Raw genomic sequence first — 24,634 nt, 5'->3', positions numbered from 1 at the left:
CCCGGGCCGACCGCCGACACGCGCAACTCGCACCGAGCGGAGCCATTTGCACCGAGCGGTGCGTGCTACCCGCACCAGTGGGTGCGAATGGCACCACTCAGTGCGAAAAGCACCGATCGACCGGTCTCGCTCCTATTTTCAACCGGTCTCGACCGTCATTTCGACCGGTCTCGCTCCTATTTTCGACCGGTCTCGCTCATAAGGGGGGGGGTTAGAGGAGGGTGGGCTGGGTGGGGGCCGCCGACTCCAACCAGGCGACGAGGGCGGAGTGGGAGGCCTCATGCATCGCCAGCTTATAGCGCTGGCCCGCGATGGTGCAGGGGACCTCAAGGACCTTGCCGTTCTCGAATCGCCTCACGGCCTGGCCGAGCTCGATCGCCCCCCGGGTCCAGTGGGCGGCGGGCCGGGGGGACACCGAGACGAGCCGGTACCACCGCAGGGAGTCATCGGTGAACAGCGCGAGCCCGGAGGTCCAGGTCATGCCTCCGGGCCGCTGCAGGGCGCACTCGAAGGAGCCCACGCGCCCGGCGATCGAGCGCAGCCGGGTCAGGAAGATAACGAGGGGGACGACGACGGACAGGGCCACCAGCGCGAGGACCATGAGCACCTGCCCCATCCTCGTCACTCCGCGCTCATCGTCGTGCCGCTCGGCTCACCGGCCCCGGCGGCGCCAGCCGAGCCGACCCCGGCCCCGGCAGCCCCGGCGGTGGCGATCTCCGCCCCCGCCAGATCGGCCGCCACGGTGATCATGTTGTGGTCCACGGAGCAGAAGCCCCTGGCGACCGGCACCTCGACGGGCGCCCCCTGCACGGTGGTCAGCCGGACAGTCCCGGTGCCCAGCAGCGCCAGGACCGGCTGGTGCCCGGGTAGGATGCCCATCTCGCCGTCGTCGAGCGGCACGGAGACCTGGGAGGCCTCGCCCTCCCAGGCGGTGCCCCCGTTGCGGGAGACGATCTCAACCGTGAGCACTGCGGGCGCCATGGCGCTCACTTCCCGGCGAGCTCGGCGGCCCGGCGCTCGAGGTCCTCGATGCCGCCGATGTTGTAGAACGCCTGCTCGGGGTAGGAGTCGTAGTCGCCGTCGCAGATCCGCTTGAAGGCCTCGACGGTCTCGGCCAGGGGCACGGTGGAGCCGGGCACGCCGGTGAACTTCTCCGCCATGTAGGTGTTCTGGCTCAGGAACTGCTCGATGCGCCGGGCGCGGGCCACCGTGACCTTGTCCTGCTCGCTCAGCTCGTCGACACCGAGGATCGCGATGATGTCCTGGAGTTCCTTGTTCTTCTGCAGGATGGACTTGACCCGGGTGGCGACGTCGTAGTGCTCCTGGCCCACGTACTGGGGGGCCAGCAGACGCGAGGAGGAGGCCAGCGGGTCCACCGCGGGGTAGATGCCCCGCGAGGCGATCTCACGGCTGAGCTCGGTGGTGGCGTCAAGGTGGGCGAAGGTCGTGGCCGGGGCGGGGTCGGTGTAGTCGTCCGCGGGCACGTAGATGGCCTGCAGGGAGGTGATGGAGTGGCCGCCGGCCGAGGTGATGCGCTCCTGGAGCAGGCCCATCTCATCGGCGAGGTTCGGCTGGTAGCCCACGGCCGAGGGCATGCGGCCCAGCAGCGTGGAGACCTCGGAGCCAGCCTGGGTGAAGCGGAAGATGTTGTCGATGAACAGCAGCACGTCCTGGTGCTGGACGTCGCGGAAGTACTCGGCCATCGTCAGGGCGGACAGCGCCACGCGCAGGCGCGTGCCCGGCGGCTCGTCCATCTGGCCGAACACGAGGGCGGTCTTGTCGAAGACGCCCGCCTCCTCCATCTCGACGATGAGGTCGTTGCCCTCACGGGTGCGCTCACCGACGCCGGCGAACACGGAGACACCACCGTGGTTCTGGGCCACGCGCTGGATCATCTCCTGGATGAGGACGGTCTTGCCCACGCCGGCGCCGCCGAACAGGCCGATCTTGCCGCCCTGGACGTAGGGGGTGAGCAGGTCGATGACCTTGATGCCGGTCTCGAACATCTGCTCCTTGGACTCCAGCTGCTCGAAGGTCGGGGGCTGGCGGTGGATGGGCCAGCGCTCGGTGACCTCCAGGGTCTCGCCCTCGGCGAGATTGAGGACCTCGCCGGTGACGTTGAAGACATGGCCCTTGGTGACGTCGCCGACCGGCACGGAGATGGGGGCGCCGGTGTCGCGGACCTCGGTGCCGCGCACGAGCCCGTCGGTGGGCTTGAGGGAGATGGCCCGCACGATGTTGTCCCCCAGGTGCTGGGCGACCTCGAGGGTGATCTCGCGCGCCTCCTCGCCCTCGCTGGTGGCCTGAATGGTCACCTTGAGGGCGTTGTACATCGCGGGGATCGCGTCCGGTGGGAACTCGACGTCGACGACGGCGCCGATGATCCGCGTGACGCGGCCGGTGCCGGGGCCCGCCTCGGTGGTGTCCGGGGCGGCCTGGGTGGTGGTGTCATCCATGATGCGCTCTTCCATGTCTGAGTCTGTCGATGCCTATTGACGTTGAGTCGGGTCTTGCGGGCGGCGGGGCCGCCGGGGTTGTCGGTGAGGTCTATTCGGCGGCGAGGGAGTCGGCGCCGGAGACGATCTCGGAGATCTCCTGGGTGATATCCGCCTGGCGGGCCGCATTGGCAAGCCGGGTGTAGGTGGTGATGAGCTCCTCGGCGTTGTCCGTGGCCGTGTGCATGGCCTGCTGGCGGCTGGCCAGCTCGGAGGCCGCCGACTGGAGCAGGGCGTTGCGGATGCGCGAGCCCACGTAGCGGGTCAGGAGCGCATCGAGCACCTTGGAGGTGGAGGGCACGAACTCGTAGAGGGGCTGGGTTCCCTTAATGGCGGAGAGCTGGACCGCCTGGGTGGCGGCGATGTCCTCGCGGTTGATCTCCCCCGGACCGCCCAGGTCCACGACCGTCAGCGGGAGCATCCGGCGGACCTCCGGCACCTGGGAGACCATGGAGACGTAGCGGGTGAAGACGATGTGGACCTCAGCCACTCCCCCGGAGTCGGCGGGGGCGAGGAAGTACTCGAGGAGGCGGGTGGCGACCTCCTCGATGTGCTCGGCGCTGGGGCGGTCGGAGTCCCCCGTCCAGGAGTGCTCCACGGTGCGACCGCGGAAGGCGAAGTAGTTCTGCGCGCGCCGCCCGTAGGTGAACAGGATCGGCTCCTTGCCGTCCTCCACGAGGTGCTCGATGAGCCGCTCGGACTCGCGCAGGATGGTGGCGGAGTAGGCGCCGGCCATGCCGCGGTCGGAGGTGACCACGACGACGGCCACCCGATCGGTGTCCTCGCGCTCGCGCGTGATGGGATGGTCCAGGCCGGAGTAGGTTCCGACGGCGGCCACGGCCTGGCTCAGCGCGTGATCGTAGGGCCCCGCCTCAGCGGCGCTGCGGCGCGCGGCGCCGATCCGGGAGGAGGCGATGAGCTCCATGGCCCGGAACACCTTCTGGAGGGTCTGGGTCGACCGGATGCGCTGCTTGTAGACGCGCTGGTTGCCTGCCACGGGTCAGCCCCTCTTGAGCACGATCTGCTCGCTCGTGCGCTCGGCGACGACCTCGTCCTCGGCGTCGGCGACCTCGCCGGAGAGCATCCGCCCGCCGGAGAGGTAGGTGGTGCGGAAGGACTCGACGGCGGCACGCAGCGCGGCCTCGGTCTCCTCGGAGAGCTGCCCGGTGTCTCGGATGGCCGCCAGGACGGTGGAGTTGCGGCGCAGGTGGTCCAGGAGGGCCGCCTCGAAGGGCAGGACATCGGCCACCTCGAGGTCGTCGAGGTACCCGTTGGTGCCCGTCCACACGCTCACCACCTGCTCCTCAACGGGGTAGGGGGTGAACTGGGGCTGCTTGAGCAGCTCCATGAGGCGCTCGCCGCGGGTCAGCTGGGCGCGGGTGGTGGCGTCCAGGTCGGAGGCGAACATGGCGAAGGCCTGCATGGAGCGGTACTGCGCCAGCGTGATCTTGAGGGTTCCGGCGACCTTCTTCATCGCCTTGATCTGGGCCGCTCCGCCGACTCGGGACACCGAGATCCCGACGTCGACGGCGGGGCGCTGATCGGAGTTGAACAGGTCGGACTGAAGGAAGATCTGCCCGTCGGTAATGGAGATGACGTTGGTGGGAATGTAGGCCGAGACGTCGTTGGCCTTGGTCTCGATGACCGGCAGGCCGGTCATGGAGCCGGCGCCCAGGTCGTCGGAGAGCTTCGCGCAGCGCTCGAGCAGGCGCGAGTGCAGGTAGAAGACGTCGCCGGGGTAGGCCTCGCGGCCCGGCGGGCGGCGCAGGAGGAGGGAGACCGCGCGGTAGGCCTCGGCCTGCTTGGACAGGTCGTCGAAGACGATGAGGACGTGCTTGCCGGCGTACATCCAGTGCTGGCCGATGGCCGAGCCGGTGTACGGGGAGAGGTACTTGAAGCCGGCGGGGTCGGATGCCGGGGAGGCGACGATGGTCGTGTACTCCAGCGCGCCGCGCTCCTCCAGGGCCGCGCGCACGGCGGCGATGGTCGAGCCCTTCTGCCCGGTGGCTACGTAGATGCAGCGGACCTGCTTGGCGGGGTCGCCGGTCTCCCAGGCGTCCTTCTGGTTGAGGATGGTGTCCAGGGCGATGGCGGTCTTGCCGGTCTTGCGGTCGCCGATGATGAGCTGGCGCTGGCCGCGGCCGATGGGGATCATCGAGTCGATGGCCTTCAGCCCCGTCTGGAGCGGCTCATGAACGGACTTGCGGGCCATGACGCCGGGGGCCTGGAGCTCCAGGGCGCGGCGCCCCTCGGAGGCGATCTCGCCCAGGCCGTCGATGGGCCGGCCCAGCGGGTCGACGACGCGGCCCAGGAAGGCGTCGCCCACGGGGACGGACAGGACCTCGCCGGTGCGGCGCACGGTCTGGCCCTCGTCGACGCCGGCGAAGTCGCCCAGGACGACGACGCCGATCTGGCGCTCGTCGAGGTTCATGGCCAGTCCGGCGGTGCCGTCCTCGAAGGTGAGCAACTCGTTGGCCATGACGCCGGGCAGGCCCTCGACGTGGGCGATGCCGTCGGCGGCGAAGATGACGTGTCCGACCTCCTCGGCGGCGACCTCCGCGGGCTTGTAGGCCCGCGCGAAATCACTGAGCGCCGAGCGGATCTCCTCGGCCTTGATGGTCAGCTCTGCCATCTTTGGTCTCCTTTGCGAAGCATTGAGTCGGTGGGGGCGGCCTGCGCCCGGTGGTGGGAGGCGGGGCTCATCCCGCGAGCTGGGCGCGCAGGTCAGCGACGGCGCTGCGCACCGTGTGGTCGATGATGTGGCTCTTGATGGCGATACGCGCCCCGCCGATGACCGCGGGGTCGATCGAGGTGTTGAGCTCGACCTCGGTGCCGAGCCGCTTGGTGAGGATGGCCAGCAGCCGGGCCTCCTGCGCGCTGGTCATGGGGGCCGCGGTGACGACGTCGGCGATGGTGCGGCGCTGGAGGGCCGCGGCGCGCTCGACGACGCGGCGCAGGTTGCGCCGGGGGCCGCCCTCGGCGTGGTGGCGAACGCACCAGCGCACCAGGCTCATGGCGGGCGCGGACAGGTGCCGGCCGAAGACCTCCTCGGCCAGGCGCACCCGCTGCTCGGTGGTGGCCCTGCGCGAGGGCTCCAGGGCCTCACGCAACTCGCGGTCCTGGCCGATGATCTCCGAGGCCTCGAAGACCTCCCGCTCGATGTCAGCCACGGTGCCATCGGCGTGGGCGCCGGCGAGGATCGCCTCAATGCCCAGGTCATGCAGGGCGGAGATGAGGTGGACGGGCTTGGACCAGCGCCCGCGCGCCATGCCGCGCAGGAGCTCGACGACGCGCTCGTCGAGGCGGCCGGAGAAGAGCCGGGAGGCGAGTGCGGCCTTGTCCTCACCGCTCCGCCCGGGGTCGGTCAACGGCCCGCGCAGGGGGTGCGCGGCGATCTCGTGGGCCATGGCCAGGATCTGCTGGCCCAGCTCCTGGCCGTAGGCGCCCGCGTCGCGCAGGACGGGGGTCCATGCGGCGCGGGTGGCGGCGCGGGTCGCGGATGTGCCCTGGTTCACCGGAGCTCCTCCACGGAGGCGCCGCCGTCGACGCCCGGGGTCGCGGGGGCGGCCTCGAGCTCATCGAGGAAGCGATCGATGACGCGGCTGGACAACTCGGCGTCCTTGAGCTGCTCGCCGACGATCCGCTCGGCGAGAGTGGAGGCCAGCAGGCCGACCTCCGCGCGCAGCGAGATCTGGGCGGCCTGGCGCTCGGCGAGGATCTGGCGCTGGGCGGCGTCAAGGGCCTTGCCCGCCTCTGCCTGGGCCTCGGCGCGGGCGGCGGCCACGATGGCGGCGGCCTCGCCCTGGGCCTTCTCCCGGATGGAGGCTGCCTCGCGGCGCGCCTCCTCCACGAGACGGGCGGCGCGCTGCTCGGCGCCGGCCTGGTCCTTCTTGGCCTTGTCCGCGAAGGCGAGGCCCTCCTCGATGCGCGCGGTGCGCTCGTCGAGGACCCTCGTGAAGCGGGGCAGGGCGTACTTGATGAGCACCAGCGCCACGATGGCAAAGGAGATCGTGCCCCAGACCAGGTCATAGGTGTGGGGCAGGAGGAGGCTGTGCTCCTCCCCCGACGCAGTCTCCGAGGCCGCGGCGAGGGTGGTGATCATGACGGGGGCCATGGGGATGACCGTCGCCGATCAGAAGGCGAAGCCCGCGGCGAAGCCCAGCAGACCGAGGGCCTCGATAAGGGCCGCGCCGATGAACATGTTGGTGCGCAGGGCGCCGGCGACCTCGGGCTGGCGGGCGGTGCCCTCCTGCGTCTTGCCGACGAGGATGCCGATGCCGATGCCGGGGCCGAGGGTGGCCAGGCCGAAGCCGATGGTGGCGATGGATCCGGTCATGTTGCTTCTCCTTGAGAGTCTGAACGAGGGTTCTCGTCGTCCCCGGGTGGGCCCGGGTGGCTTGCTGGTGATTGGATTGTCGGTGCGTGGGGGATCGCTGCGGGAGCGATCAGTGGGCGTTAATCGATGAGTCGATGTACACGGCGGTGAGCAGGGCGAAGATGTAGGCCTGGAGGGCGGCGACGAAGAGCTCGAAGAAGACGAAGGCGATCGAGGCCCCGAAGGTGAGCGCCCCCAGGCCCTTGAGCGCCCCGGCCGCGTGGATGAACAGGGCGTTGGTCGCCGCGTAGCACAGCGCCAGGAGGAAGTGGCCCGAGACCATGTTGGCCAGGAGTCGGATCGTCAGGGTCACCGGCCGCATGACGAGGTTCGAGAAGAACTCGATGGGGATGATGAGGATCCACAGCGCCTTGGGCACGCCCCCGGGGAGCACCTGGGAGCGCATGTACCCGAGGACGCCGTGGCTCTTGATCCCCGCGTAGGTGAAGGCGATGTAGGCGACCACGGCGAAGACGATCGGCATGCCGATGACGCTCGTGGCGGCGATATTGAGCCCGGGGATGACGCCGGAGATGTTGAGGAACAGCACGCCCAGGAAGATCGTGGTGATGATCGGGACGTAGGGCGCGGCCCGGCGCTTGCCGATGATCTCCTCGGCGATGTTGACGCGGGCGAAGTCGATGAGCGTCTCGCAGGCGCCCTGGAAGCGCCCGGGCACGACGCGCGCCCGCGAGGCCCCGATCGCGAAGAACAGGACCAGGACGCCGGTCATGATGAGGCGGATCATCATGATGCGGTTCATCTCGAACGGCGTTCCCACGAAGGCGAAGGCCTCCGGGAAGAAGTCGGAGATCGACGGCGGCTCGAATCCCTCCCGCGAGGCGGGCGCGAGCGCGCTGGCCACGAGAGTTGCGCTCATTGGCACATGGCCTCCTCAAGGCTGTCCGGTGCGATCGATCAGGGCGAAAACGCCGGTGCCGTCCGCCCGGGGCGGCGAGCACTGGCATCGCACCACAACACTACTCCACGTTGCCCGGCGCGACGACTGTCATCTCACATTGGCGGGGCGCGGCGGCGCGGGCCCGGCCTCCCCCTGGCTCTCGACGGTCAGGGCCCGCCCTCTCGCCAGGGCCACGACCTCCACGATGGTCACCACGATGAGGATGAGCGACAGGGAGGCGAGGAACCACGGGCGGGAGAAACCCGCCCGGTGGGGCCCGGCCAGCAGGACCACCGCCACCATGACGGCGATCTTGGCCGCGAAGGAGAGCATGACGCCGGCCGGGGCCATGAGGGGGAAGCGCTGCCACGGCACGAGCAGGGCGACGGCGGTGATGACGGTCAAGACCAGGCCCGCGCCAGCGCCCCAGGCCGCGCCGGCCAGGGCCCGGCCGCCACTGGCCGCCCCGGCGGCGAGGCAGGCGGCGGCCAGCGCGGTGCCGATGACGGCGACCCGCCGCCCGGCAGCGCGGAAGGCCGTCTCGGCGGTCCGGGCGGTGGGGCGCCCCACTGCGTCGGGCGCGCTCACGGTCGCTCCCCTGGCGCGGGGACGGCGTCGGGGGCCTGGGCCTCCGCGGCGGGTCCGGGGGCCACATGGGGGCGGGATCTGCGGGGCGCCGCGGCTCGGAAGGCCTGAGAGGCCTGGTGGCGGGCGCGCTTCCTGGCCCCGGGGCCGACGCCGGGGAGGATGTCGGTGGTCAGGGCCAGCGCGATGAGGACGGCGATGAGGGCGCCGCAGGCCACTCGCCGCCAGGGCAGGATCGCCAGCGCCACGACGGAGAAGGATCCGATGGCGGCCCACAGGTACATGGTCAGGACGGCCCGGCGGTGCGAGTGCCCGCCCGCGAGGAGCCGGTGGTGCAGGTGGAGCTTGTCGGGATGGAAGGGGCTCCTGCCCGCCAGGGTCCGGCGGGTGACGGCCATGAGCATGTCGGTCAGGGGGATCAGGAGGATAGCGACGGGCAGGATGAGGGGCAGGAACACGGGCACGGCCGAGGAGCCGGTGATCGTGCCCGGGTCGATCTGCCCGGTGACGATGATCGTGCCCACCGCGGAGACGAGCCCGAGCTGCATGGAGCCGGAGTCGCCCATGAAGATCGTGGCGGGGTTGAAGTTGTGGGGCAGGAAGCCCAGGCACACGCCGATGAGGGCGGCCATGACGGTGGCGGCCAGCGAGGCGTAGGCCTGGGGGCTGGTGGCCCTGGTGAGGATGTAGACGTAGATGAAGAAGGCCGTGGCGCCGATCCCGATGATCCCCGCGGCCAGCCCGTCGAGCCCGTCGACGAAGTTGACGGCGTTGATGACCACGATGATGACCACCACGGTGGCGGCCAGGGAGAGCCGGGAGGAGCCGATGGTCAGGCCCCCCACGGGGAAGGTGATGAGCTGGACCCCCTGGGAGGCCATGACGCCGGCGGCGAGGATCTGGCCGGCGAGTTTCGTCATCCAGTCGAGTTCCCACAGGTCGTCGACGACGCCCAGGAGGCACACGAGTCCCGCCCCGATGACCACCGCCCAGGCGCTGGCGTCGATCGTGCTGGCGAGGTAGGGGATGCGCGAGGCCACGGCGATGGCGGTGGCCAGGCCGACGAACATGGCGACGCCGCCGAGCCGGGGGATCGGCGTGGTGTGGACGTCCCGCTCCCGCACGGGGGTGAGCGCGTGGGAGACGAGGGCGATGTGCCGCACGATCGGCACGGACATGTAGGTGGCCGCGGCGGCGATGAGCAGGATGAGCAGGTAGACCCTCACGCGCGGCCCTCCTCCGCCGGCCCGGGCGCCGCGCTCGGGCCCGCCAGGGGGGCGAGCAGGGGCTTGAGGGCCTCCTCGATCCGGTGGGCCGGGATGAGGCCCTCGCGCAGGACGCGGGGCCTGGTGGCGTCGTCACCGGCCAGGGAGACGATGGTCGAGGGGACGGGACCGGGCGTGGGCCCGCCGTCGATGAGCAGGATGCTGGGCCGGCCGCCCTCGGCCGCGAGCGCGCCGGGGGCGTCGGTGACGCGGCCGGGGAAGGCCCGCCTCGCGCTGGCGGCATCGGTGGCCGGCGGCTCCCCCGTGCGGTTCGCGCTGGTGACGGCCATGGGGCCGGCGGCGCGCAGGAGGGCGAGGGCCAGGGGGTGGTCGGGCATGCGCACGGCGATGGTCCCGCCGGTCTCCCCCAGGTCCCATGCCAGCGCGGGCGCGGCGTCCAGGACGAGGGTCAGGGCGCCGGGCCAGAGGGCGTCCATGAGGGCAAGGGCCGCGTCGGGGGGATCGGCGACGACGCCGTCGAGCTGGTCCCGCCCCGCCACGAGGACGGGCGGGGGCATCTGGCGGCCGCGCCCCTTGGAGTCCAGGAGGCGCGCGACGGCGGCCGCGTCGGCGGCGGTGGTTCCGATGCCGTAGACCGTGTCGGTCGGCGTGATGACCAGGCCTCCGGCTCGGGCGCGCTCCGCGGCGGCGGCGATGACGCCGGCGCTCTCGTCGTGGTCACCGCCGTCGCCGTCGCGCTCGGGGGCGGCGGCGCCCATGGGGGAGCTCGTCTGGGTCACGCCCCGTATCCTCGCACGGATCGCGTCACGGCCCAGGCGCTGCTCCCGGCTTGTCACGGGGCGGTCATCGCAAGTCGATGGCGAGGATCACCAGGCGCGTCGCCCCCTCGTCGGCACCGGGCTCCTCGGCGGCGACGACGGCGCGCGCCGGGCCCGGCTCACCGGGAACCCCCTGGGGACCGGGCAGGATCACGAGGTCGGAGTAGCCGAAGGGCTCGTCAGGACCGGTCAGCCCCGCTAGTGCGCGCCACTGGCCGTCGGCCCCCCGCGCGGAGAGGCGGCCGGCGCGCCGGGCGGCGGGATCCGAGGAGTGGGACAGGAGGAGCGAGCCGTCGGGCAGGCCCGCCATGCCCGCGTTGCAGCCCGGGTCGCTCAGGGCGCGGACCGCCTCGGGGCGAGTCCACGTCATGCCCCCGTCGACGCTCGTGGACTCCAGGCGGGCGCCTCCATAGGCGGCGTCGCGCGCGCTCATGACGAGCAGGTCCCCGGCGGGGCTCACGGGGGCGATGGCGTGCTCGTCGGTGCCGCTTGTGGCGGCGCCCCCGGCCAGGCTCGCGGCGGCGCCATCACCCAGCGGGACGGGGGCGCCGAGGCGCCAGGCGGCGCCGTCGTCGGACAGCAGGCAGGCCGAGCGCAGGGGCCGCGAGCCGTCCTCGCGGGGGGCGAGGGCCACGACCACGGGCTGGACGAGTCCGGTCGAGGTGGCGATGCCGTGTCCCGAGACCGGGAAGAGGACGGCGCCGTCGGGCCACCGCGCGCTGGGCAGGGCCGCGTCGGTGGCGTCGCGCCAATGCCAGGTGGCGCCCTCGTCTGAGGAGACGGCGTGCAGGAGGCGCATGGTGCCGGGCTCGGGGAGTTCGCCGCGGCTCCAGGGGAGCCGGGGAGGGCGGGCGCCGAAGAGGCCCACCCCCGAGCTGGCCGCGGCCAGGAGGTGGAGGGCGCCGTCTGGGGCGGCGATGAGGGAGGGGTCCGAGATCCCCGTGATCCCGGGCAGGACCGCCGGGTCGGGGTCCAGCGGGACCGGCTCGTCCCAGGTGGCGCCGCCGTCGCCGGAGCGGCGCAGGCGCAGGCGGTTGGGGTTGGGCAGGTCGTCCGGGAGGGCTCCGCCCTGGGATCGCCAGGCGTCGCCGTCGGGGCGCGGGCGCAGGTCGTGGACGAGGAGCAGATCGCCGCCCGGGAGGGCGAGGAGCGCCGGGACGCGCAAGGATCCGGCGGGGGCGCCGTCAGCGCCGCGCGGGGCAGTCAGGACGGCCAGGCGCTCGACCCGGCCAGCGCGCCAGGGATGGGGCATGGGGCTCGGGGTCCTCTCAGACGATCCGGTGGGCGGCAGCCCAACGGGTGAGCTCGTTGCGGTTGGACAGTTGGAGCTTGCGCAGGACGGCGGAGACGTGGGTTTCGACGGTCTTGACGGAGATGAACAACTCGCCGGCGCACTCCTTGTAGGTGTAGCCGCGGGCGATGAGGCGCATGACCTCGCGCTCGCGCGCGGAGAGGCGGTCGAGCTCGGAGTCGGCCATGGCCACTTCCCCGGCCTGCGCGCCGAAGGCGTCGAGGACGAACCCGGCCAGGCGCGGGGAAAAGGCGGCGTCCCCGGCGGCCACGCGCCTGATCGCCATGGCCAGGTCGGGCGTGGAGATCGCCTTGGTGACGTAGCCGCGCGCGCCCGCCCGGATGACGGCGACGACGTCCTCGGCGGCGTCGGAGACGGACAGCGCCAGGAAGCGGGTCCCCTCGGCGTCCGCGCAGCTGGCGGCGACCTCCGCGCCTCCCCCGCCGTTGCCGCCGGGCAGGTGGACGTCCAGGAGCGCCACGTCGGGGGCCAGGGCGCGCACGGCGGCGATGGCGCCCTCGACATCGTCGGCCTCGGCGATGACCTCGATGTCCGGGGCGTGGGTGGCGAGCTCGGAGCGCACCCCGGAGCGCACCAGGGCGTGGTCGTCGACGACGAGGACCCTCAGGCGCGGGACCGCCGGCTGCGCGGGGGAGGCGGAGGAGTCGGATCGGGGCCCGGCTCCGGGCGGCTGGGCTTGGGTCATGACGGGCTCTCCTGGTTCGCGCGGGAGGTCGCATGGGTGGGGAGCGCGAGCCGGACCTCGGTGCCTTTGTCGAGGCGGCGAATCCGCGCGGTCCCACCATATCGCTCCATCCTGCCGATGATGGACTCGCGCACGCCGTGGCGATCGGGCGAGGCCGCCCCGGGGTCGAAGCCGGGGCCGTGGTCCCGGATGAAGGCCTCGATGAGGCTCTCGGAGGCCTCCACGTACAGGGAGACGGGGGGCTCCCCGTGGCGCACGGCATTGGACAGGGCCTCGCGGCTGGCGGCGACGATGGCCTCGGTGTCGCGGTCCGGGGCGCGATCCCCGACGCACACGACGTCGACAGGCACCCCATGGAGGTCCTCGATCTCCCCGGCGAGGTCCCGGAAGGCATCGGCCACGGAAGCGCCGGCCTCGGGGCGGTCGGTGTACAGCCAGGCCCGCAGCTCGCGCTCCTGGGAGCGGGCCAGGCGCGCCACCGTCTCGGGCTCACCGGCGCGCTTGCGGATGAGGGTGAGGGTCTGCAGGACGGAATCATGGAGGTGGGCGGCGATGTCCGCGCGCTCGGCGGCGCGGGCCTCGGCGGACCTCGTGGCGGCCAGATCCCGGCTCGTGCGCAGCCAGAAGGGGGCGAGGATGGTCGCGATGCCCAGGACGAGGGCGCCGCCGGTCAGGCCGGCCGTGAGCATGGCGCGCGGGGGGATGTCGGAGGCGAGCCACATGAGGATGCCGGTGGCGGCCAGGGCAAGCCCGGCGGCCAGGCGGGCGAGGGCCCAGCGGTCGCGGGGCCCGCCGGGGCTGGTGACGGCGTCGAGCTGGGACCACGCCAGGCCCGCGCCCATGGCGATGACGAGCGCCGGCAGGAGCGAGCCCGTGCGCGGCAGCAGCTCGACGCGCCAGGACGCGAGCAGGAGCGCCGCGGCGAGGAGGACGACGGCGCCCTGGAGCGCCCGATTGCCCTCCCCGCTCGCGCCCCCGCGCAGTGAGCGCCAGGCGCGCGCCGCCCAGTGCTCATCGCCAGGGGCCCCACCCGGCACGGCCGCCTGGCGCGGAGCGAGGCGGGAGCGGTCCACGGGCAGGGCGGACGCGGATCGGGCCGCCTCGCCCCAGGGGTCGCCCGCGGGAACGAAGATCCACAGCGCCGCGTAGAGCAAGGGCCCGACCCCCGTCTGCACGCTCAGCAGGACGAAGACGAGGCGGATGAGGAGAGGGTCGGCCCCCAGGTGCGCCCCGACGCCCGCGGCGACGCCGACGAACCAGCGCCCGGAGCGCCGGCCGCCGTCGGGGGCGAGCGGGGAGCGGCGATCCGGCCTCCGCAGGGGCAGGCGCTGACGGAGGGGGGACTGCGGCGCCGGAACGCCCGGCGGGGGATCGTGATGGGAGCCCGGCCTGGCGCCCGCCTCCGGGAAGGGGCCGGCGCCAGGCCTCCCCCATGGCTCGGGGGCGGGGATGCTCGTCGTGCTCACAGCGCCATCGTGGCACGCGGGCGGGCGCAGGGGGGCTCCTGAGAGGGGAACCAGGGATGCCCTGGGAGAATTCAGGGGCCGCTCAGGGTGTCCCCCGATCGATCGCGGGGCCGGCAAGAGCCAGGATGGGGCCATGAGCACGACCCCCTCTCCCACGGGACCCCCCTCCTCAGATCCTCTCGGCGGGCCGGGCGGCCCACCGATGGGCCCGTGGGCCGTGCCCACCCAGCCCAACCGCCCCTTCATGGCGGGCCTGTTCGACTCCCTGCGCCGTAGCGGCGTGGTGCGCGCCGAGCAGCGCGTCGTCGGCGGTGTGTGCGGGGGCCTAGCCCAGCGCCTCGGCATCGACCTCATCCTCGTGCGCTGCGTCGTCGCCGTTCTCTCCCTCGTCATGGGGATCGGCCTGCTCGCCTACGGCCTGGCCTGGGCCCTGCTCCCCGAGGAGCGCGACGGGCGCATCCACCTGCAGCAGGCGTTCAGCAGTGATATGAGCGCGGGCTTCCTCGGCGCGGTGGTCTGCGTCATCGCCGGGGCGGCCCGCCCCGACTGGGGCCTGGGAGAGAGAGCGGTCTTCGGCGCCGGCTGGGCGGGCATGACCTGGCGCCTGCTGTGGACGGTCGGCGTCATCGGAGCGCTCATCTGGCTGATCAGCTCGCAGCGCCAACAGCGCGCGGGCCGGTCCCCGCAGTCGGCTCGGCCGGTGGCCGACGGGGCATGGTCGGCCCCGGCCGAGCAGCCCCGGCCCGCGTGGGACGCGGGTCAGGGCGCGCCGGCCACTGGGGCGGCGTACGGTCCCACCTGGTCGGGGCCCGTCCCGGGCGACCCCCACCCGCGGCCCTCGCACGGCCCGCGGGGCGTCGGCCCCGCCCACCCCCGCCCGCCGCGCCGCCCTGGCCCCGGGCGCAGGCTGAGCGCCGTCGTCGGCGGCCTGCTGCTCCTGGCCCTGGCGGGCGTGGCGCTGGCCGAGCGCCATCACATGCTGGACAGGCTCTCCTACTCTCATGCGCTCGTTGTCGTCGGCACGGTGACGGCTCTCCTGGGCGCGGGGGTCCTCATCTCCGGGCTGATCGGGCGCCGTGGGGGCTGGCTGAGCGCCCTGGGCATCCCGGCGGCCCTGCTCGCCCTGCCCATGCTCGCCATCAGCCCCCTCGCGAGCCCGGGCCTGGACCGCCTCGTCGCCGACGACGTCGCCATCATCCCCTCTGATGAGCGGCTCTCCAGCGGCGACGTCGACCTGGGGTCCTTCGGCGCCGGCGATGCCGTCATTGACCTGCGGGACCTCGGCCAGGCACATGGCGGCACCACGGCGCGCGCGTCCCTCGGCAGCGGGCATCTGCGGATCCTCGTGGATCGCGGTCAACCGGTGAGGATCCGCGCCAGGGTCGGCGCGGGCGAGGTCAGCGCGCTCGCCGAGCAGAAATGGAAGATCGAGGGAGCCCAGGACAGGCACGGCCTCACCTCCGCCAGGCGGGGCGCTGACGATGACGGTCCCGGCGAGACGACGTCCATCGACGGCGTGCGCATCGACGCCGTCCTGGCCCCCGAGGGGGCCCCCTCCGACGCCCTGACGGTCGACGCGAGCGTCGGCGCTGGGAACATCACGATCGAGGAGTCCTCCCGCGCCTGGGCCCCCTCATCGGCCACGGCCTCCCCCGCCGCGACGCCGAGCGCACCGCCCCCGCCGCCCTCGCCGAGCGCGGGCCCAACGGCGCCCGCCTTCTCGCGCCCCTCCGGCGCGGCGGCCCCCGAGCCCCACCGCGCCCTTTCCCACGCACTGACCGCATCCACGGAGACGAGACAGCCATGAGCAGCAGCACGAGCAGCGCCAACGACCGGCCTGATCCGTCGGTCGGCGGCGCCCCGACCGAGCCCGCCACCGAGCCGATGACCGAGCCCCCGACCGGGCCGATGACCGAGCCTCTCCCCCAGCCCGAGGCGCCCACTGAAAGCCTTGAGAGCGCCGAGGCCCCGCGGGGGCCCATCCCGGGGGGCGCCCCAACCGAGCCCTTGAGCGCGGCGGGCCCGGCTGCTGCGCCGCTCAACGCCCCCCCTGAGCCGGGCGCGCCCACCAGCGGCGTGTGGTCGGCCACCACCGCGGGCGCCACGGCCGCCACCGCGGGCGCGCCGGGCCATCCGGGGACGGCGGGTGCCCAGTCGGCTGCTTGGACTCCCGCCCGGCCGTCGGGCCCGCTCCCGGGCGCGCCGGAGGCGCGTCGGCGCGCCAGCACCGGCACGATCATCTGGGGGGCGCTGCTCCTCGCCTTGGGAGCCCTAACCGTCGCGACGGGCGCGGGCCTGCGCGTGGACCTGCAACTCGCGACGATCGGGGTCCTGGGACTCCTGGGGGCGGCCCTCCTGATCGTCGCGATCATGCCGCATCGAGGCCGGGGGGATCATCCCTGAGCGGCAGTCATCCGCGGCCGGCGTCAGCGGCGCGAGCGACGGCCCCGCGCCGCCCCTTTGTGGGGGCGGCGCGGGGCCGCTGGCACGCGCTCAACGCTGGAAGACGACGGCGCTCGCCACGGCCTCGGCGGCGGCGTCGCCCAAGTAGTGCCGGACGATCTCGAAGCCGAGCTCTGGGGCGGTGGCCATCCCCCGGCTGGTGAGGATGGCGCCGTCAACGACGACGCTGTCCTGGCTGGTGATGGCGCCGTGCTCCTCCAGCACATGCATGAAGCCGGGGTTGGAGGTGGCGCGGCGCCCCTGGAGCAGGCCCAGCTCGGCGAGGATCGAGGGGGCGGCGCAGATCGCGGCCACCGGGCGCCCGGAGCGCACGCGCTCGGTGACGGCCTCGGTGACGACCCGGCTGGCCTTGAGGTTGGGGGTCCCGGGGACCCCGCCGGGAAGGAAGAGGAGGTCGTAGTCGGACAGATCCGTCTCGGCGAGGGTCTTCGCGCAGGTCACGATGATCTCATGGGAGGACACGACGGCGCGCTCCTCGGCGACGGCGATCATGTCGCAGGGAATGCCGGCGCGATAGAGCACATCGACGACGGCGAGCGCCTCGACCTCCTCCAGTCCCGGTGCGATGAGGGCCGCAACCCGCTTGTCGGTCTTCGCCTCGAATGCCATGGCGCAACCCCTTCCCGCGCGCGGCGCGCGCTCGACTGTCCTGCCGCGGCTCCCGCGCCGCGCCCCCAGACTACTCCGACGGGCGCGGGCTCAGTCGTCGAGGACGCCGTTCCAGGCCAGGAAGGAGGCGCTGGCGGACACAGCGGTCTCCCAGCGCTCGTCGCCGAAGCCGTGTCCGGCGCCGGGGATGACGCGCAGTTCGGCGTCGCGCAGCTCGCGCTCGGCGCGCTGGGAGAGCGCCAGGGGGACGGACTCGTCGCGATCCCCGTGGATGAGGAGGATGGGGCGCGGGAAGCGGGCGAGCTCGGCGACGGCGTCGATGCCCCAGGCGTCACGGGCGTAAGCCCTGGACAGGTGACTGCCCCTGTGCTCGAAGCGGTCGGGGACCTCGGCCAGGCTCCGGAAGCGGGCGCGCAGGCCGGCGCCGGGCTGGAGCGCCGGGTACCACAGCACGAGCGCGCCTATCTGCGTGGGCCGCCGGGCGGCCGCGAGCGCGGCGACCGCCCCGCCCAGGGAGAGCCCGAGCAGGGCGATGCGAGAGGAATCCGCTTCGGGCCAGGCGGTCACGGCGTCGATGACGGCGAGCAGGTCGGCGAGCTCGGTCAGCGGCGTCATCGCCATGGGGTCACCGCCGTTGTCGCCCCCGCCGCCGCCCCGGAAGTCGGGGCAGGCGGCGATGGCGCCCCGGGAGGCCAGGCGCCGGGCGATGGGGGCCACGCGCATCCAGGAGCCGTCCATGCCGTGGCAGCACACGACGAGCGGGCGGGGGCCGGGCAGGGGCCGCCCGTTGGGCCCAGCGGGCAGGTAGGCGGCGCCGCCGAGCCGCTGCCCGTCCACGGCCAGGTCCAGGGCGCGGGTGGCGAGGGAGGTGGGATTCGGGGATGCCGGGGTCACCGGCCCATCCTAGGGCCGCGATTCAGGGCCGGGGCAGCGCTCCGACCACCTCGTGAGCCTGGTACGGCTCCTCCAGGAAGGCGATGTCCTCATCGGTCAGGGTCAGGTCGAGGGCGCGCACGGCGTCGTCGACCCGGCTGGGCCGCGAGCAGCCGACGATGGGGGCGGCCACGCCCTTGGCCCACTGCCAGGCGAGGGCGACGTCGGCCATGGGCACGCCCAGGCGCTCGGCCACTGCCGCCACCCGCTCGATGACGGGCATGTCGATCTGCCGGGCACGGTCGTACTTGTCGCGCATCATCACATCCGTCCTCGACCGCGTGGAGTCGGAGTCCCACTCGGGGCGGGCGAGGTGGCCCGAGGCCAGCGGGCTGTAGGGGGTCAGGCTCATCCCGTACTGCTCGCACACGGGGATGAGGTCGCGCTCGTCCTCGCGGTAGAGCAGGTTGTAGTGGTTCTGCATGCTCGCGAAGCGGGTCCAGCCGTGGGAGTCGGCGACGAGCTGCATGTTGTGCAGCTGGTAGCCGTACATGGCGCTGGCGCCCAGGGCCCTGACCTTGCCGGCGCGCACGAGCGCGTCGAGAGCCTCCATCGTCTCCTCCACCGGGGTGGCGTAGTCGAAGCGGTGGATGATGTAGAGGTCGAGGTAGTCGGTGCCCAGGCGCTCGAGTGTGCCCTCGATCTCCCGCGCGATGGCGGGGGCGGTGAGGGTCCCCTCGTTGAAGTAGACCTTGGAGGCGAGCACGACGTCCTCGCGCTTGACCCCGAGGTTGCGCAGGGACTGGCCGATGAACCGCTCCGAGGTGCCGTGGGCGTAGACGTTGGCCGTGTCAATGAAGCTGAGGCCGAGCTGCAGTGCCCGGGCGATGATGGTCTGGGTGGTGGGCTGGTCAACCACCCACTGGTGGAAGTCGGGGTAGGGCTCTCCGAAGCTCATTCCTCCCAGGCACAGGCGGGGGATGCGGATGCCGGTGGTACCCAGCTCGGTGTACTTCATGGCTCTCTCCTTCGATGATGCCGGTGGTCACGCCGCGAGCGGCGCCCCTCACTCTTCCACCTCGTCGGTGGTGAGCGTAAGGGGCTTCCAGGTGCGCTTAGGGGCGCGCAGGTAGAGGACGGCGAGCTGGGTGCGGTTGCGCAGGCCGGTCCTCGCCAGGGCGGCGGAGACGTGGTTGCGCACCGTGCCCTCGCTCATGAACAGCCGCTCGGCGATCTCAGCGTTGCTGAGGCCGCCGGCGCGGGCGCGCCGACGGCCTCAGCGGGTTGACGGGCCCCTTGCCCCGCGGGCGCTCCAGGAGATAGGAGCGCGGCGCGGTGCCACCGACCGCGGCAGGCCCCGGCAATGAGCGCGCCGAGCTACTTCACGCTCACGAACCTCTTGTCCGAGAAGAGCCCCGGCTGCACCGAGAGAACCCCGTTCTCGACACCGTCGGACGGAACCTCCAGGACGGTGCTCCCCGTGACGGATCCCCCCTTGTACAGCGTGGTCAGAGTGTCGATCTCATCGGAGGCGACGGCGAATGTGCTCGTAGCGCCGACGGAGACTCCCCCAGGGGTGACGTACTCGACGCTCTCGAAAGGCATGGACCCGCTGGGATCGTCACCGGTGTAGGTCACGGTGTAGTTGACGAGAATGTGCTCATTCCCCGCCGCCGGCGGTTTATTGAATACATTCGCGGCGGCGACCTGGTCATTCGCATGCAGAGTCACGGAATTGACAACGATCTTCCAGTCCTTGGAGGAGATCTCCGTCCCCAGCGGGAGAGGGTTGTCCCGGCTGGTCCCAGCGGCATCAGAGGCGGCGCTCCCGCTACCAGCCTCAACGGCCCGCGAGGCGGTGCGCCCGCTACCGGCCTCAGCGGTGCTGCTGGAGGCCGCCGCGGACGCGGAGGGTGAGAACGCCTCGTCAACCGCCTTGTCAACCACCTGGCCCAAGAAGACGATGAAGACGATCACGCCGACGATCGTGCCGACAACGGCGAGCACGACCGCGGTGATGGCCTGCCATTGGGTCTCTCCCTTCCGGAAGAGCGCCACCAGCCCGAGGATGAATGAGACCGGGAGCAGGATCCAGCCGATGATCAGCGCCCCTGGGACGCAGGCGAAGACGAAGCCGATAATCGCCATGATCATGGCGACCAGTCCGAGGGTATTCCTGCGGGGCGGACCTGGCTGAATGGGAACAGGGTATTGGGGAGCATACGACATGGGAACTCCTGCGTTCGATCTCGGGAGGAATGAATTCGCGGGGATCGTACCCTCCCCGCCCCCGCGAGAGGATTCCCGTCTCTCACATGGCCATAACGCAATCTGAACGAGATCGCTTCGAGACACCGAGCCCGAGGGCCCGGGCGGTGACGCGCTGAGTCTCCTCAGGGACGATCACCCGCTGGCGCCAGTCGGGGAAGACCTCGCCAAGGCTCATCCCGCCGATGCGCTGTCAGGGGATCGTGATGTCGGCCCGACCCAGGGTGGCGCGCCCCATGATCGCTCCTCAGCGTTGCTGCTCGCGCGTCTCGCGGATCGCTCGCGCGAGGACAGCGAAGTCGAGGCGGATTTACTCGGTCGGAGCGCCGACGCGGATGCCATCCCCGCTCACGCGCACCTCCTCGCCCTTCTCGCCATCGGGCATGCGGATGCCGTCGTTGAGACTGACGTTGACGCAGTCGGGGGCGCCTTCGGCGCCGCCCCAGCCCGACGACCAACCGGCATCGGGTCCCGCCGAGGCCTCGGTCTCGTCATCGGCGCCCCCAGACTGGACCGCCCGGTGGCGGGCGGCGCCGTCCCCGGCCAGTGGACCGCCCGGTGGTAGGCGGCGCGGTGGCGCGGTAATGGTAGAACCTCTTGGCGATCCCGATTCTCGCGGGCACGCTCCTCTCAGTCGGCCCGCGCCTCGCGCGGATAGCGATGCGAGCGGCGCCGGCCCCAGTGGAGCGGGTTCGCTCTCACCCGTGCGTCCGGCGCGGTTCCATGCCGGCCCGCCGCACGGGCCCGCCGCCCCCTTGCCCAGCAATGGCGGAGTGCGGCCAAGAGTCGCGGCGCTCGTGGGGCGGCCCCGCCCGTGCGGCGCTCCAGGACAGGCCCCACGGCCAGGTCCCGTGGCGTGAAGCGGCTCCCGCGGTGGCCCGTGCTCCCGGGTTGCACGCTCACGCTCTCCGACCTTCAGCAGAATCCGCGGAATCCCGCGGTTTTCTGGATCGACACCCTCGAGCCATCGTGCTCGCATGTGCATGAGCGGCCTTCATGCACATGGGAGCCTCAGAGGCGATTTTCAACCAAAATACCCAAACGGCGGAATATCAACGAAAAGTCCGAATCGGCCGAATCGCACCAGTCCTGCGAGCGTGCAAGACCCCGCCCGACGCCCCGCATCACCGGCCAGCGCCCGGTCTCATTCCCACTCGATGGTGGCCGGCGGCTTGCTGGTCACGTCCAGCACCACCCGGTTGACCTCGGGCACGGCGTTGGTGATGCGCGTGGAGATGCGGGCCAGCACGTCATAGGGCAGGCGCGTCCAGTCGGCCGTCATCGCGTCCTCGCTGCTCACCGGCCTCAGCACCACCGGGTGGCCGTAAGTACGCCCATCCCCTTGGACGCCCACTGAGCGCACGTCGGCGAGCAGGACCACCGGGCACTGCCAGATCTCGCCGTCGAGCCCGGCGGCGCTGAGCTCCTCACGGGCGATGGCGTCGGCCGCCCGCAGGACGCGCAGGTTCTCGGCCGTCACCTCCCCGATGACGCGGATGCCCAGGCCGGGGCCCGGGAAGGGCTGGCGGGCGACGATCTTCTCCGGTACGCCCAACTCGCGGCCGATGGCGCGCACCTCGTCCTTGAACAGGGCGCGAAGCGGCTCGATGAGTTCGAAGTCGAGATCCTCGGGCAGACCGCCGACGTTGTGGTGGCTCTTGATGTTCGCGGCGCCCTCACCGCCGCCGGACTCAACGACATCGGGGTAGAGCGTGCCCTGGACGAGGAAGCGGATCTCGCCGCCGGCGGCGCCCACCTCCTCGACGACGCGGCGCTGAGCGGCCTCGAAGGAGCGGATGAACTCCCGCCCGATGATCTTGCGCTTGGCCTCGGGCTCGGTGACGCCCGCGAGCGCGGTGAGGAAGCGGTCGGTCTCGTCGACGGTGATGACGCGGATGCCCATGCCCTCGGCGTAGTCGCGCTCGACCTGCTCGCGCTCGCCGGCACGCAGGAGGCCGTGGTCCACGAAGATGCAGGTGAGCTGGTCGCCGACAGCGCGGTGCACGAGGGCGGCGGCGACGGAGGAGTCCACTCCCCCGCTCAGCCCGCAGATGACGTGGGCGTCGCCCACCTGCGCGCGGATCGCCTCGACCTGCTCGTCGATGATGCTGCCGGCGGTCCAGGCGCCGGGGAGCCCGGCGCCCACGTGGAGGAAGTTAGCCAGGGCGGCCTGTCCGTGCTCGGAGTGCAGCACCTCGGGGTGCCACTGGAGGCCGAAGAGGCGGCGGCCCCGGTCCTCGAAGGCGGCCACCGGGGTCTCGGCGGTGGAGGCGGTGACGGTGAAGCCGTCGGGGGCGGCCTGGACGGCGTCGCCGTGGCTCATCCAGACCGCCTGCTCGACGGGGGTGCCGGCGAAGAGGCAGGACTCGGGGGCCACGGTGGCCGGGGTGCGCCCGTACTCGCGGGTGCCGGTGCGGCCCACCGCCCCGCCGAGGGCCCGCGCCATGGTCTGGAAGCCGTAGCAGATGCCGAGGACCGGCACCCCGGCATCGAAGATCGCGGGGTCGATGGAGGGCGCGCCCTCCTCGTAGACCGACGACGGCCCGCCGGACAGGATGATCGCCGCGGGGCGCTTGGCGAGCATGGCCTCCACGGGCATCGTGTGCGGCACGATCTCGGAGTAGACGGAGGCCTCGCGGACGCGGCGGGCGATGAGCTGGGCGTACTGGGCGCCGAAGTCGACGACGAGGACGGGGCCGGTGGCGCCCGCGGGCGCCTCGGGGGCCGCGATGGCGGTCGCCTGGGCGGTGGGGTGGGTGGTCACCGAGCCAGGATAGCCGCCCGGCGACCGGTGGCGCCCATCACACGATCGACGTCACATCCGGTTGTCTAGACAATTGGCGGAGGAGGACCCTAGATTATCAACCAGCGGGGGTGCCAATCCCCCACCCCGGGGAGACCCGGACGCACAAGGACCGTGCAGGGACGCACGGCCCGAAGGCCGGTGAGGATCCCTGCGCGGCGCACAGACGAACCGCACAGTCAGAAGGAATCATCATGACCACCACCCTCGAGCACACCGCCGAGTCCACCGCGACCACCACCCAGGCCCAGACCGCCCCCGCCGCCACCCAGACGGCCACGGAGGCCGACCGCCTGACCTTCGCCATCGCCATCATCGCCGTGGCCACCACGATCCTGCTCATGGCCGCCATCGGGGCCATCACCGCCTCCCCGGCGATCCTCTTCACCTCCGCCGCCCTGGGCGTCATCACCGCCGTGGTGGGCGTCTACACCAGCGTCAACCTGCTCGCCCGCTGAGGCCGAGCCCTCAACCGACCGGGTCCCCGGCGCCTCACCGGCGCCGGGGACCCGCGTGCTCCGGGCCGGCCGGGATGATCGACCGGCGGCCCCGAGCACGGCCCTACAGGGACATGTCGACGACGGCGCGCCCCTGGATCTGACGGTTGCGCAGCGCCTCGTACCCGACCCCAGCATCCTGCAGAGGGAAGCGCTGAGAGACCACGTCCTTGTAGTTGATGACGCCGCGCGCCGCGAGGTCGACGACGGCCGGCAGGTCCTGGCGGGTGCGGGCGCCGTAGGAGCCCAGGATCCTCTGGCTGCGGCGCACGGTGCGGTTGATCTCGACACCCGCGGTCTGCACGCCGGCGCCCAGGCCGATCGGCACCATGCGGCCGCCGTCGGCCAGCACGTCAAGGGCGGTGGTCCAGGTGGCGGGGATGCCCAGGGCCTCGAAGGCGACGTCGACGCCCTTGCCCCCGGTCAGCTTGAGGACCTCCTCGCGGGCGTTGTGGGTCGCGGAGTTGACCACGGCGGTGGCGCCGTAGCCCGCCATGGGAGCGAGCTTGTCGTCGGAGACGTCGATGGCGATGACCTGGCTGGCCCCGAAGGCACGGGCGATCTGCACGATGTTCGTGCCCACCCCCCCGGTGGCGACGACGGCGACGGTCTCCCCGAAGCGCAGGTCCGCGCCGCGGCGCACGGCCCCGTAGCCGGTCATCGCCGCGCAGCCGAGGATGGCGGCGGGCACCATGTCGATCGCGTCGGGCACGACGGCCACGGAGGTGGACGGGACGACGGCGTACTCGGCGAGGCCGCCCATGGAGTACATGGCGACGCTCTCACCCTCCGGGGTGGCCAGCCGGGTGGCGCCGTCGTAGAGGACGCCCTTCAAACGGTTGAGCTCGAAGAAGGGGCCGCACAGCTCGTCATGCCCCTCGGCGCAGGCATCGCACTGCCCGCACGGCATGAGGAACCCCCCGGCCACGTTCTGCCCGACAGCCAGGCCGGTGTGCTCGTTGCCGGGGCCCACCTCGACGATGGTGCCGGTGACCTCGTGGCCCAGGACCGCGGGCAGGGGGAAGGCGATGGCGCCACCGATGACGTGAAGATCGGAGTGGCACAGGCCGCAGGCGGCGACCTTGATAAGGACCTCGCCGACTTTGGGCCGGGGGGTGCGCAAGGTCTCGACCTCAAGACCCTTGGCGGTATCGCGCAGGACAGCCGCGCGCATGGTATCGGGGATGACAGGGTTCTGGACTGCGTCGTTGCTGGTCATGACCGCAAACCTCTTTCGGTGGTGGCAGGCCCGCCGCGC

General features: G+C 72.5%; 24 protein-coding genes and 1 pseudogene. 3 read left to right on the top strand and 22 right to left on the bottom strand.

Going from position 1 to position 24,634, the window contains the following annotated elements:
- Window positions 1–211: 211 nt before the first annotated feature.
- The 15 genes from GVV76_RS07260 to GVV76_RS07190 all read right to left on the bottom strand — a co-directional run bounded on the left by GVV76_RS07260 (window position 212) and on the right by GVV76_RS07190 (window position 13,863).
- Entirely contained in the window at window positions 212–616 is a 405-nt protein-coding gene (locus GVV76_RS07260; RefSeq protein WP_159524013.1) for a DUF2550 family protein, read from the bottom strand.
- Window positions 617–621: 5 nt separating this feature from the next.
- The gene (locus tag GVV76_RS07255; RefSeq protein WP_159626055.1) at window positions 622–981 is read right to left on the bottom strand and encodes a F0F1 ATP synthase subunit epsilon; all 360 of its coding nucleotides are present in this window, start codon (window positions 979–981) and stop codon (window positions 622–624) included.
- 5 nt (window positions 982–986) lie between these two features.
- Window positions 987–2,456 carry a F0F1 ATP synthase subunit beta gene (atpD, locus tag GVV76_RS07250; protein ID WP_159523985.1) on the bottom strand — a complete coding sequence of 490 codons (1,470 nt, stop codon included), beginning with the start codon at window positions 2,454–2,456 and terminating at the stop codon, window positions 987–989.
- A 91-nt stretch (window positions 2,457–2,547) separates the two neighbouring features.
- The gene (locus GVV76_RS07245) at window positions 2,548–3,492 is read right to left on the bottom strand and encodes a F0F1 ATP synthase subunit gamma (RefSeq protein ID WP_159523984.1); all 945 of its coding nucleotides are present in this window, start codon (window positions 3,490–3,492) and stop codon (window positions 2,548–2,550) included.
- A 3-nt stretch (window positions 3,493–3,495) separates the two neighbouring features.
- Window positions 3,496–5,127: a F0F1 ATP synthase subunit alpha gene (gene atpA / locus GVV76_RS07240; protein WP_159523983.1), complete on the bottom strand. Its 1,632-nt coding sequence runs from the start codon at window positions 5,125–5,127 to the stop codon at window positions 3,496–3,498.
- A gap of 67 nt (window positions 5,128–5,194) precedes the next feature.
- On the bottom strand, window positions 5,195–6,010 hold the full coding sequence (locus GVV76_RS07235) for a F0F1 ATP synthase subunit delta (protein WP_159626053.1): 816 nt from the start codon (window positions 6,008–6,010) through the stop codon (window positions 5,195–5,197).
- Window positions 6,007–6,609, bottom strand: coding sequence for a F0F1 ATP synthase subunit B (locus GVV76_RS07230; protein WP_159626051.1), 603 nt, complete (start codon window positions 6,607–6,609; stop codon window positions 6,007–6,009). Before GVV76_RS07230 ends, GVV76_RS07235 begins: the two co-directional genes overlap by 4 nt.
- Before the next feature lie 18 nt (window positions 6,610–6,627).
- A complete protein-coding gene (gene atpE / locus GVV76_RS07225) occupies window positions 6,628–6,831 on the bottom strand; it encodes an ATP synthase F0 subunit C (RefSeq protein WP_073451362.1) in 204 nt (67 codons plus the stop codon).
- 109 nt (window positions 6,832–6,940) lie between these two features.
- The gene (gene atpB / locus GVV76_RS07220; RefSeq protein WP_159626049.1) at window positions 6,941–7,750 is read right to left on the bottom strand and encodes a F0F1 ATP synthase subunit A; all 810 of its coding nucleotides are present in this window, start codon (window positions 7,748–7,750) and stop codon (window positions 6,941–6,943) included.
- 129 nt (window positions 7,751–7,879) lie between these two features.
- Window positions 7,880–8,359, bottom strand: a complete 480-nt coding sequence (locus GVV76_RS07215; RefSeq protein ID WP_159626047.1) for a hypothetical protein — start codon at window positions 8,357–8,359, stop codon at window positions 7,880–7,882.
- Window positions 8,356–9,582 (bottom strand): MraY family glycosyltransferase, encoded by a 1,227-nt coding sequence (locus GVV76_RS07210; protein WP_159626045.1) that lies wholly within the window; start codon window positions 9,580–9,582, stop codon window positions 8,356–8,358. The genes GVV76_RS07215 and GVV76_RS07210 overlap by 4 nt, the downstream gene beginning before the upstream one ends.
- Complete coding sequence (locus tag GVV76_RS07205; protein ID WP_236263299.1) at window positions 9,579–10,361, bottom strand: L-threonylcarbamoyladenylate synthase; 783 nt, start codon at window positions 10,359–10,361, stop codon at window positions 9,579–9,581. Before GVV76_RS07205 ends, GVV76_RS07210 begins: the two co-directional genes overlap by 4 nt.
- Before the next feature lie 64 nt (window positions 10,362–10,425).
- Window positions 10,426–11,652: a sialidase family protein gene (locus tag GVV76_RS07200; protein WP_159626043.1), complete on the bottom strand. Its 1,227-nt coding sequence runs from the start codon at window positions 11,650–11,652 to the stop codon at window positions 10,426–10,428.
- Window positions 11,653–11,668: 16 nt separating this feature from the next.
- Window positions 11,669–12,397: a LuxR C-terminal-related transcriptional regulator gene (locus GVV76_RS07195; protein WP_236263297.1), complete on the bottom strand. Its 729-nt coding sequence runs from the start codon at window positions 12,395–12,397 to the stop codon at window positions 11,669–11,671.
- A complete protein-coding gene (locus tag GVV76_RS07190) occupies window positions 12,394–13,863 on the bottom strand; it encodes an ATP-binding protein (protein ID WP_201292218.1) in 1,470 nt (489 codons plus the stop codon). Before GVV76_RS07190 ends, GVV76_RS07195 begins: the two co-directional genes overlap by 4 nt.
- Before the next feature lie 133 nt (window positions 13,864–13,996).
- On the opposite strand from GVV76_RS07190, the gene GVV76_RS07185 reads away from it, so the two are divergent.
- Together GVV76_RS07185 and GVV76_RS07180 are read left to right on the top strand one after the other, a co-directional pair.
- Window positions 13,997–15,670, top strand: a complete 1,674-nt coding sequence (locus GVV76_RS07185; protein WP_159626041.1) for a PspC domain-containing protein — start codon at window positions 13,997–13,999, stop codon at window positions 15,668–15,670.
- The gene (locus GVV76_RS07180) at window positions 15,667–16,266 is read left to right on the top strand and encodes a hypothetical protein (protein ID WP_159626039.1); all 600 of its coding nucleotides are present in this window, start codon (window positions 15,667–15,669) and stop codon (window positions 16,264–16,266) included. Before GVV76_RS07185 ends, GVV76_RS07180 begins: the two co-directional genes overlap by 4 nt.
- Before the next feature lie 90 nt (window positions 16,267–16,356).
- Here the strand turns inward: GVV76_RS07180 and GVV76_RS07175 are convergent, their stop codons facing one another.
- The 6 genes and pseudogenes from GVV76_RS07175 to guaA form a co-directional block, all read right to left on the bottom strand.
- Window positions 16,357–16,935 (bottom strand): DJ-1 family glyoxalase III, encoded by a 579-nt coding sequence (locus GVV76_RS07175; RefSeq protein ID WP_159626037.1) that lies wholly within the window; start codon window positions 16,933–16,935, stop codon window positions 16,357–16,359.
- 90 nt (window positions 16,936–17,025) lie between these two features.
- Window positions 17,026–17,829: an alpha/beta hydrolase family protein gene (locus GVV76_RS07170; protein WP_235925248.1), complete on the bottom strand. Its 804-nt coding sequence runs from the start codon at window positions 17,827–17,829 to the stop codon at window positions 17,026–17,028.
- A gap of 22 nt (window positions 17,830–17,851) precedes the next feature.
- The gene (locus GVV76_RS07165) at window positions 17,852–18,826 is read right to left on the bottom strand and encodes an aldo/keto reductase (RefSeq protein WP_159626035.1); all 975 of its coding nucleotides are present in this window, start codon (window positions 18,824–18,826) and stop codon (window positions 17,852–17,854) included.
- Between the two features lie 48 nt (window positions 18,827–18,874).
- A pseudogene (locus tag GVV76_RS07160) lies at window positions 18,875–19,072 on the bottom strand (response regulator transcription factor); the annotation flags it as partial.
- A 113-nt stretch (window positions 19,073–19,185) separates the two neighbouring features.
- Window positions 19,186–19,962, bottom strand: a complete 777-nt coding sequence (locus GVV76_RS07155) for a hypothetical protein (protein WP_159626033.1) — start codon at window positions 19,960–19,962, stop codon at window positions 19,186–19,188.
- Between the two features lie 1,258 nt (window positions 19,963–21,220).
- Complete coding sequence (guaA, locus tag GVV76_RS07150) at window positions 21,221–22,807, bottom strand: glutamine-hydrolyzing GMP synthase (RefSeq protein WP_159626132.1); 1,587 nt, start codon at window positions 22,805–22,807, stop codon at window positions 21,221–21,223.
- A gap of 266 nt (window positions 22,808–23,073) precedes the next feature.
- On the opposite strand from guaA, the gene GVV76_RS07145 reads away from it, so the two are divergent.
- On the top strand, window positions 23,074–23,337 hold the full coding sequence (locus GVV76_RS07145; protein WP_159626031.1) for a hypothetical protein: 264 nt from the start codon (window positions 23,074–23,076) through the stop codon (window positions 23,335–23,337).
- A 103-nt stretch (window positions 23,338–23,440) separates the two neighbouring features.
- Here GVV76_RS07145 and GVV76_RS07140 read toward each other — a convergent pair whose 3' ends face one another.
- The gene (locus GVV76_RS07140) at window positions 23,441–24,595 is read right to left on the bottom strand and encodes a zinc-binding dehydrogenase (protein WP_159626029.1); all 1,155 of its coding nucleotides are present in this window, start codon (window positions 24,593–24,595) and stop codon (window positions 23,441–23,443) included.
- Window positions 24,596–24,634 lie beyond the last annotated feature (39 nt).

The sequence above is a fragment of the Actinomyces sp. zg296 genome, assembly GCF_009829695.1.
Lineage (GTDB): Bacteria > Actinomycetota > Actinomycetes > Actinomycetales > Actinomycetaceae > Actinomyces > Actinomyces marmotae.
This window is presented reverse-complemented; position numbering and strand designations above follow the sequence as displayed.

Bases quoted from the DNA above. Each gene is read 5' to 3' on its own strand.
- GVV76_RS07200 (WP_159626043.1), bottom strand. From the start codon at position 11,652: ATGCCCCATCCCTGGCGCGCTGGCCGGGTCGAGCGCCTGGCCGTCCTG.
- GVV76_RS07195 (WP_236263297.1), bottom strand. From the start codon at position 12,397: ATGACCCAAGCCCAGCCGCCCGGAGCCGGGCCCCGATCCGACTCCTCC.
- GVV76_RS07255 (WP_159626055.1), bottom strand. From the start codon at position 981: ATGGCGCCCGCAGTGCTCACGGTTGAGATCGTCTCCCGCAACGGGGGC.
- atpA (WP_159523983.1), bottom strand. From the start codon at position 5,127: ATGGCAGAGCTGACCATCAAGGCCGAGGAGATCCGCTCGGCGCTCAGT.
- GVV76_RS07180 (WP_159626039.1), top strand. From the start codon at position 15,667: ATGAGCAGCAGCACGAGCAGCGCCAACGACCGGCCTGATCCGTCGGTC.
- GVV76_RS07230 (WP_159626051.1), bottom strand. From the start codon at position 6,609: ATGGCCCCCGTCATGATCACCACCCTCGCCGCGGCCTCGGAGACTGCG.
- GVV76_RS07185 (WP_159626041.1), top strand. From the start codon at position 13,997: ATGAGCACGACCCCCTCTCCCACGGGACCCCCCTCCTCAGATCCTCTC.
- atpD (WP_159523985.1), bottom strand. From the start codon at position 2,456: ATGGATGACACCACCACCCAGGCCGCCCCGGACACCACCGAGGCGGGC.
- GVV76_RS07155 (WP_159626033.1), bottom strand. From the start codon at position 19,962: ATGATCATGGCGATTATCGGCTTCGTCTTCGCCTGCGTCCCAGGGGCG.
- GVV76_RS07165 (WP_159626035.1), bottom strand. From the start codon at position 18,826: ATGAAGTACACCGAGCTGGGTACCACCGGCATCCGCATCCCCCGCCTG.
- GVV76_RS07145 (WP_159626031.1), top strand. From the start codon at position 23,074: ATGACCACCACCCTCGAGCACACCGCCGAGTCCACCGCGACCACCACC.
- GVV76_RS07260 (WP_159524013.1), bottom strand. From the start codon at position 616: ATGGGGCAGGTGCTCATGGTCCTCGCGCTGGTGGCCCTGTCCGTCGTC.
- atpE (WP_073451362.1), bottom strand. From the start codon at position 6,831: ATGACCGGATCCATCGCCACCATCGGCTTCGGCCTGGCCACCCTCGGC.
- GVV76_RS07140 (WP_159626029.1), bottom strand. From the start codon at position 24,595: ATGACCAGCAACGACGCAGTCCAGAACCCTGTCATCCCCGATACCATG.
- GVV76_RS07175 (WP_159626037.1), bottom strand. From the start codon at position 16,935: ATGGCATTCGAGGCGAAGACCGACAAGCGGGTTGCGGCCCTCATCGCA.
- atpB (WP_159626049.1), bottom strand. From the start codon at position 7,750: ATGAGCGCAACTCTCGTGGCCAGCGCGCTCGCGCCCGCCTCGCGGGAG.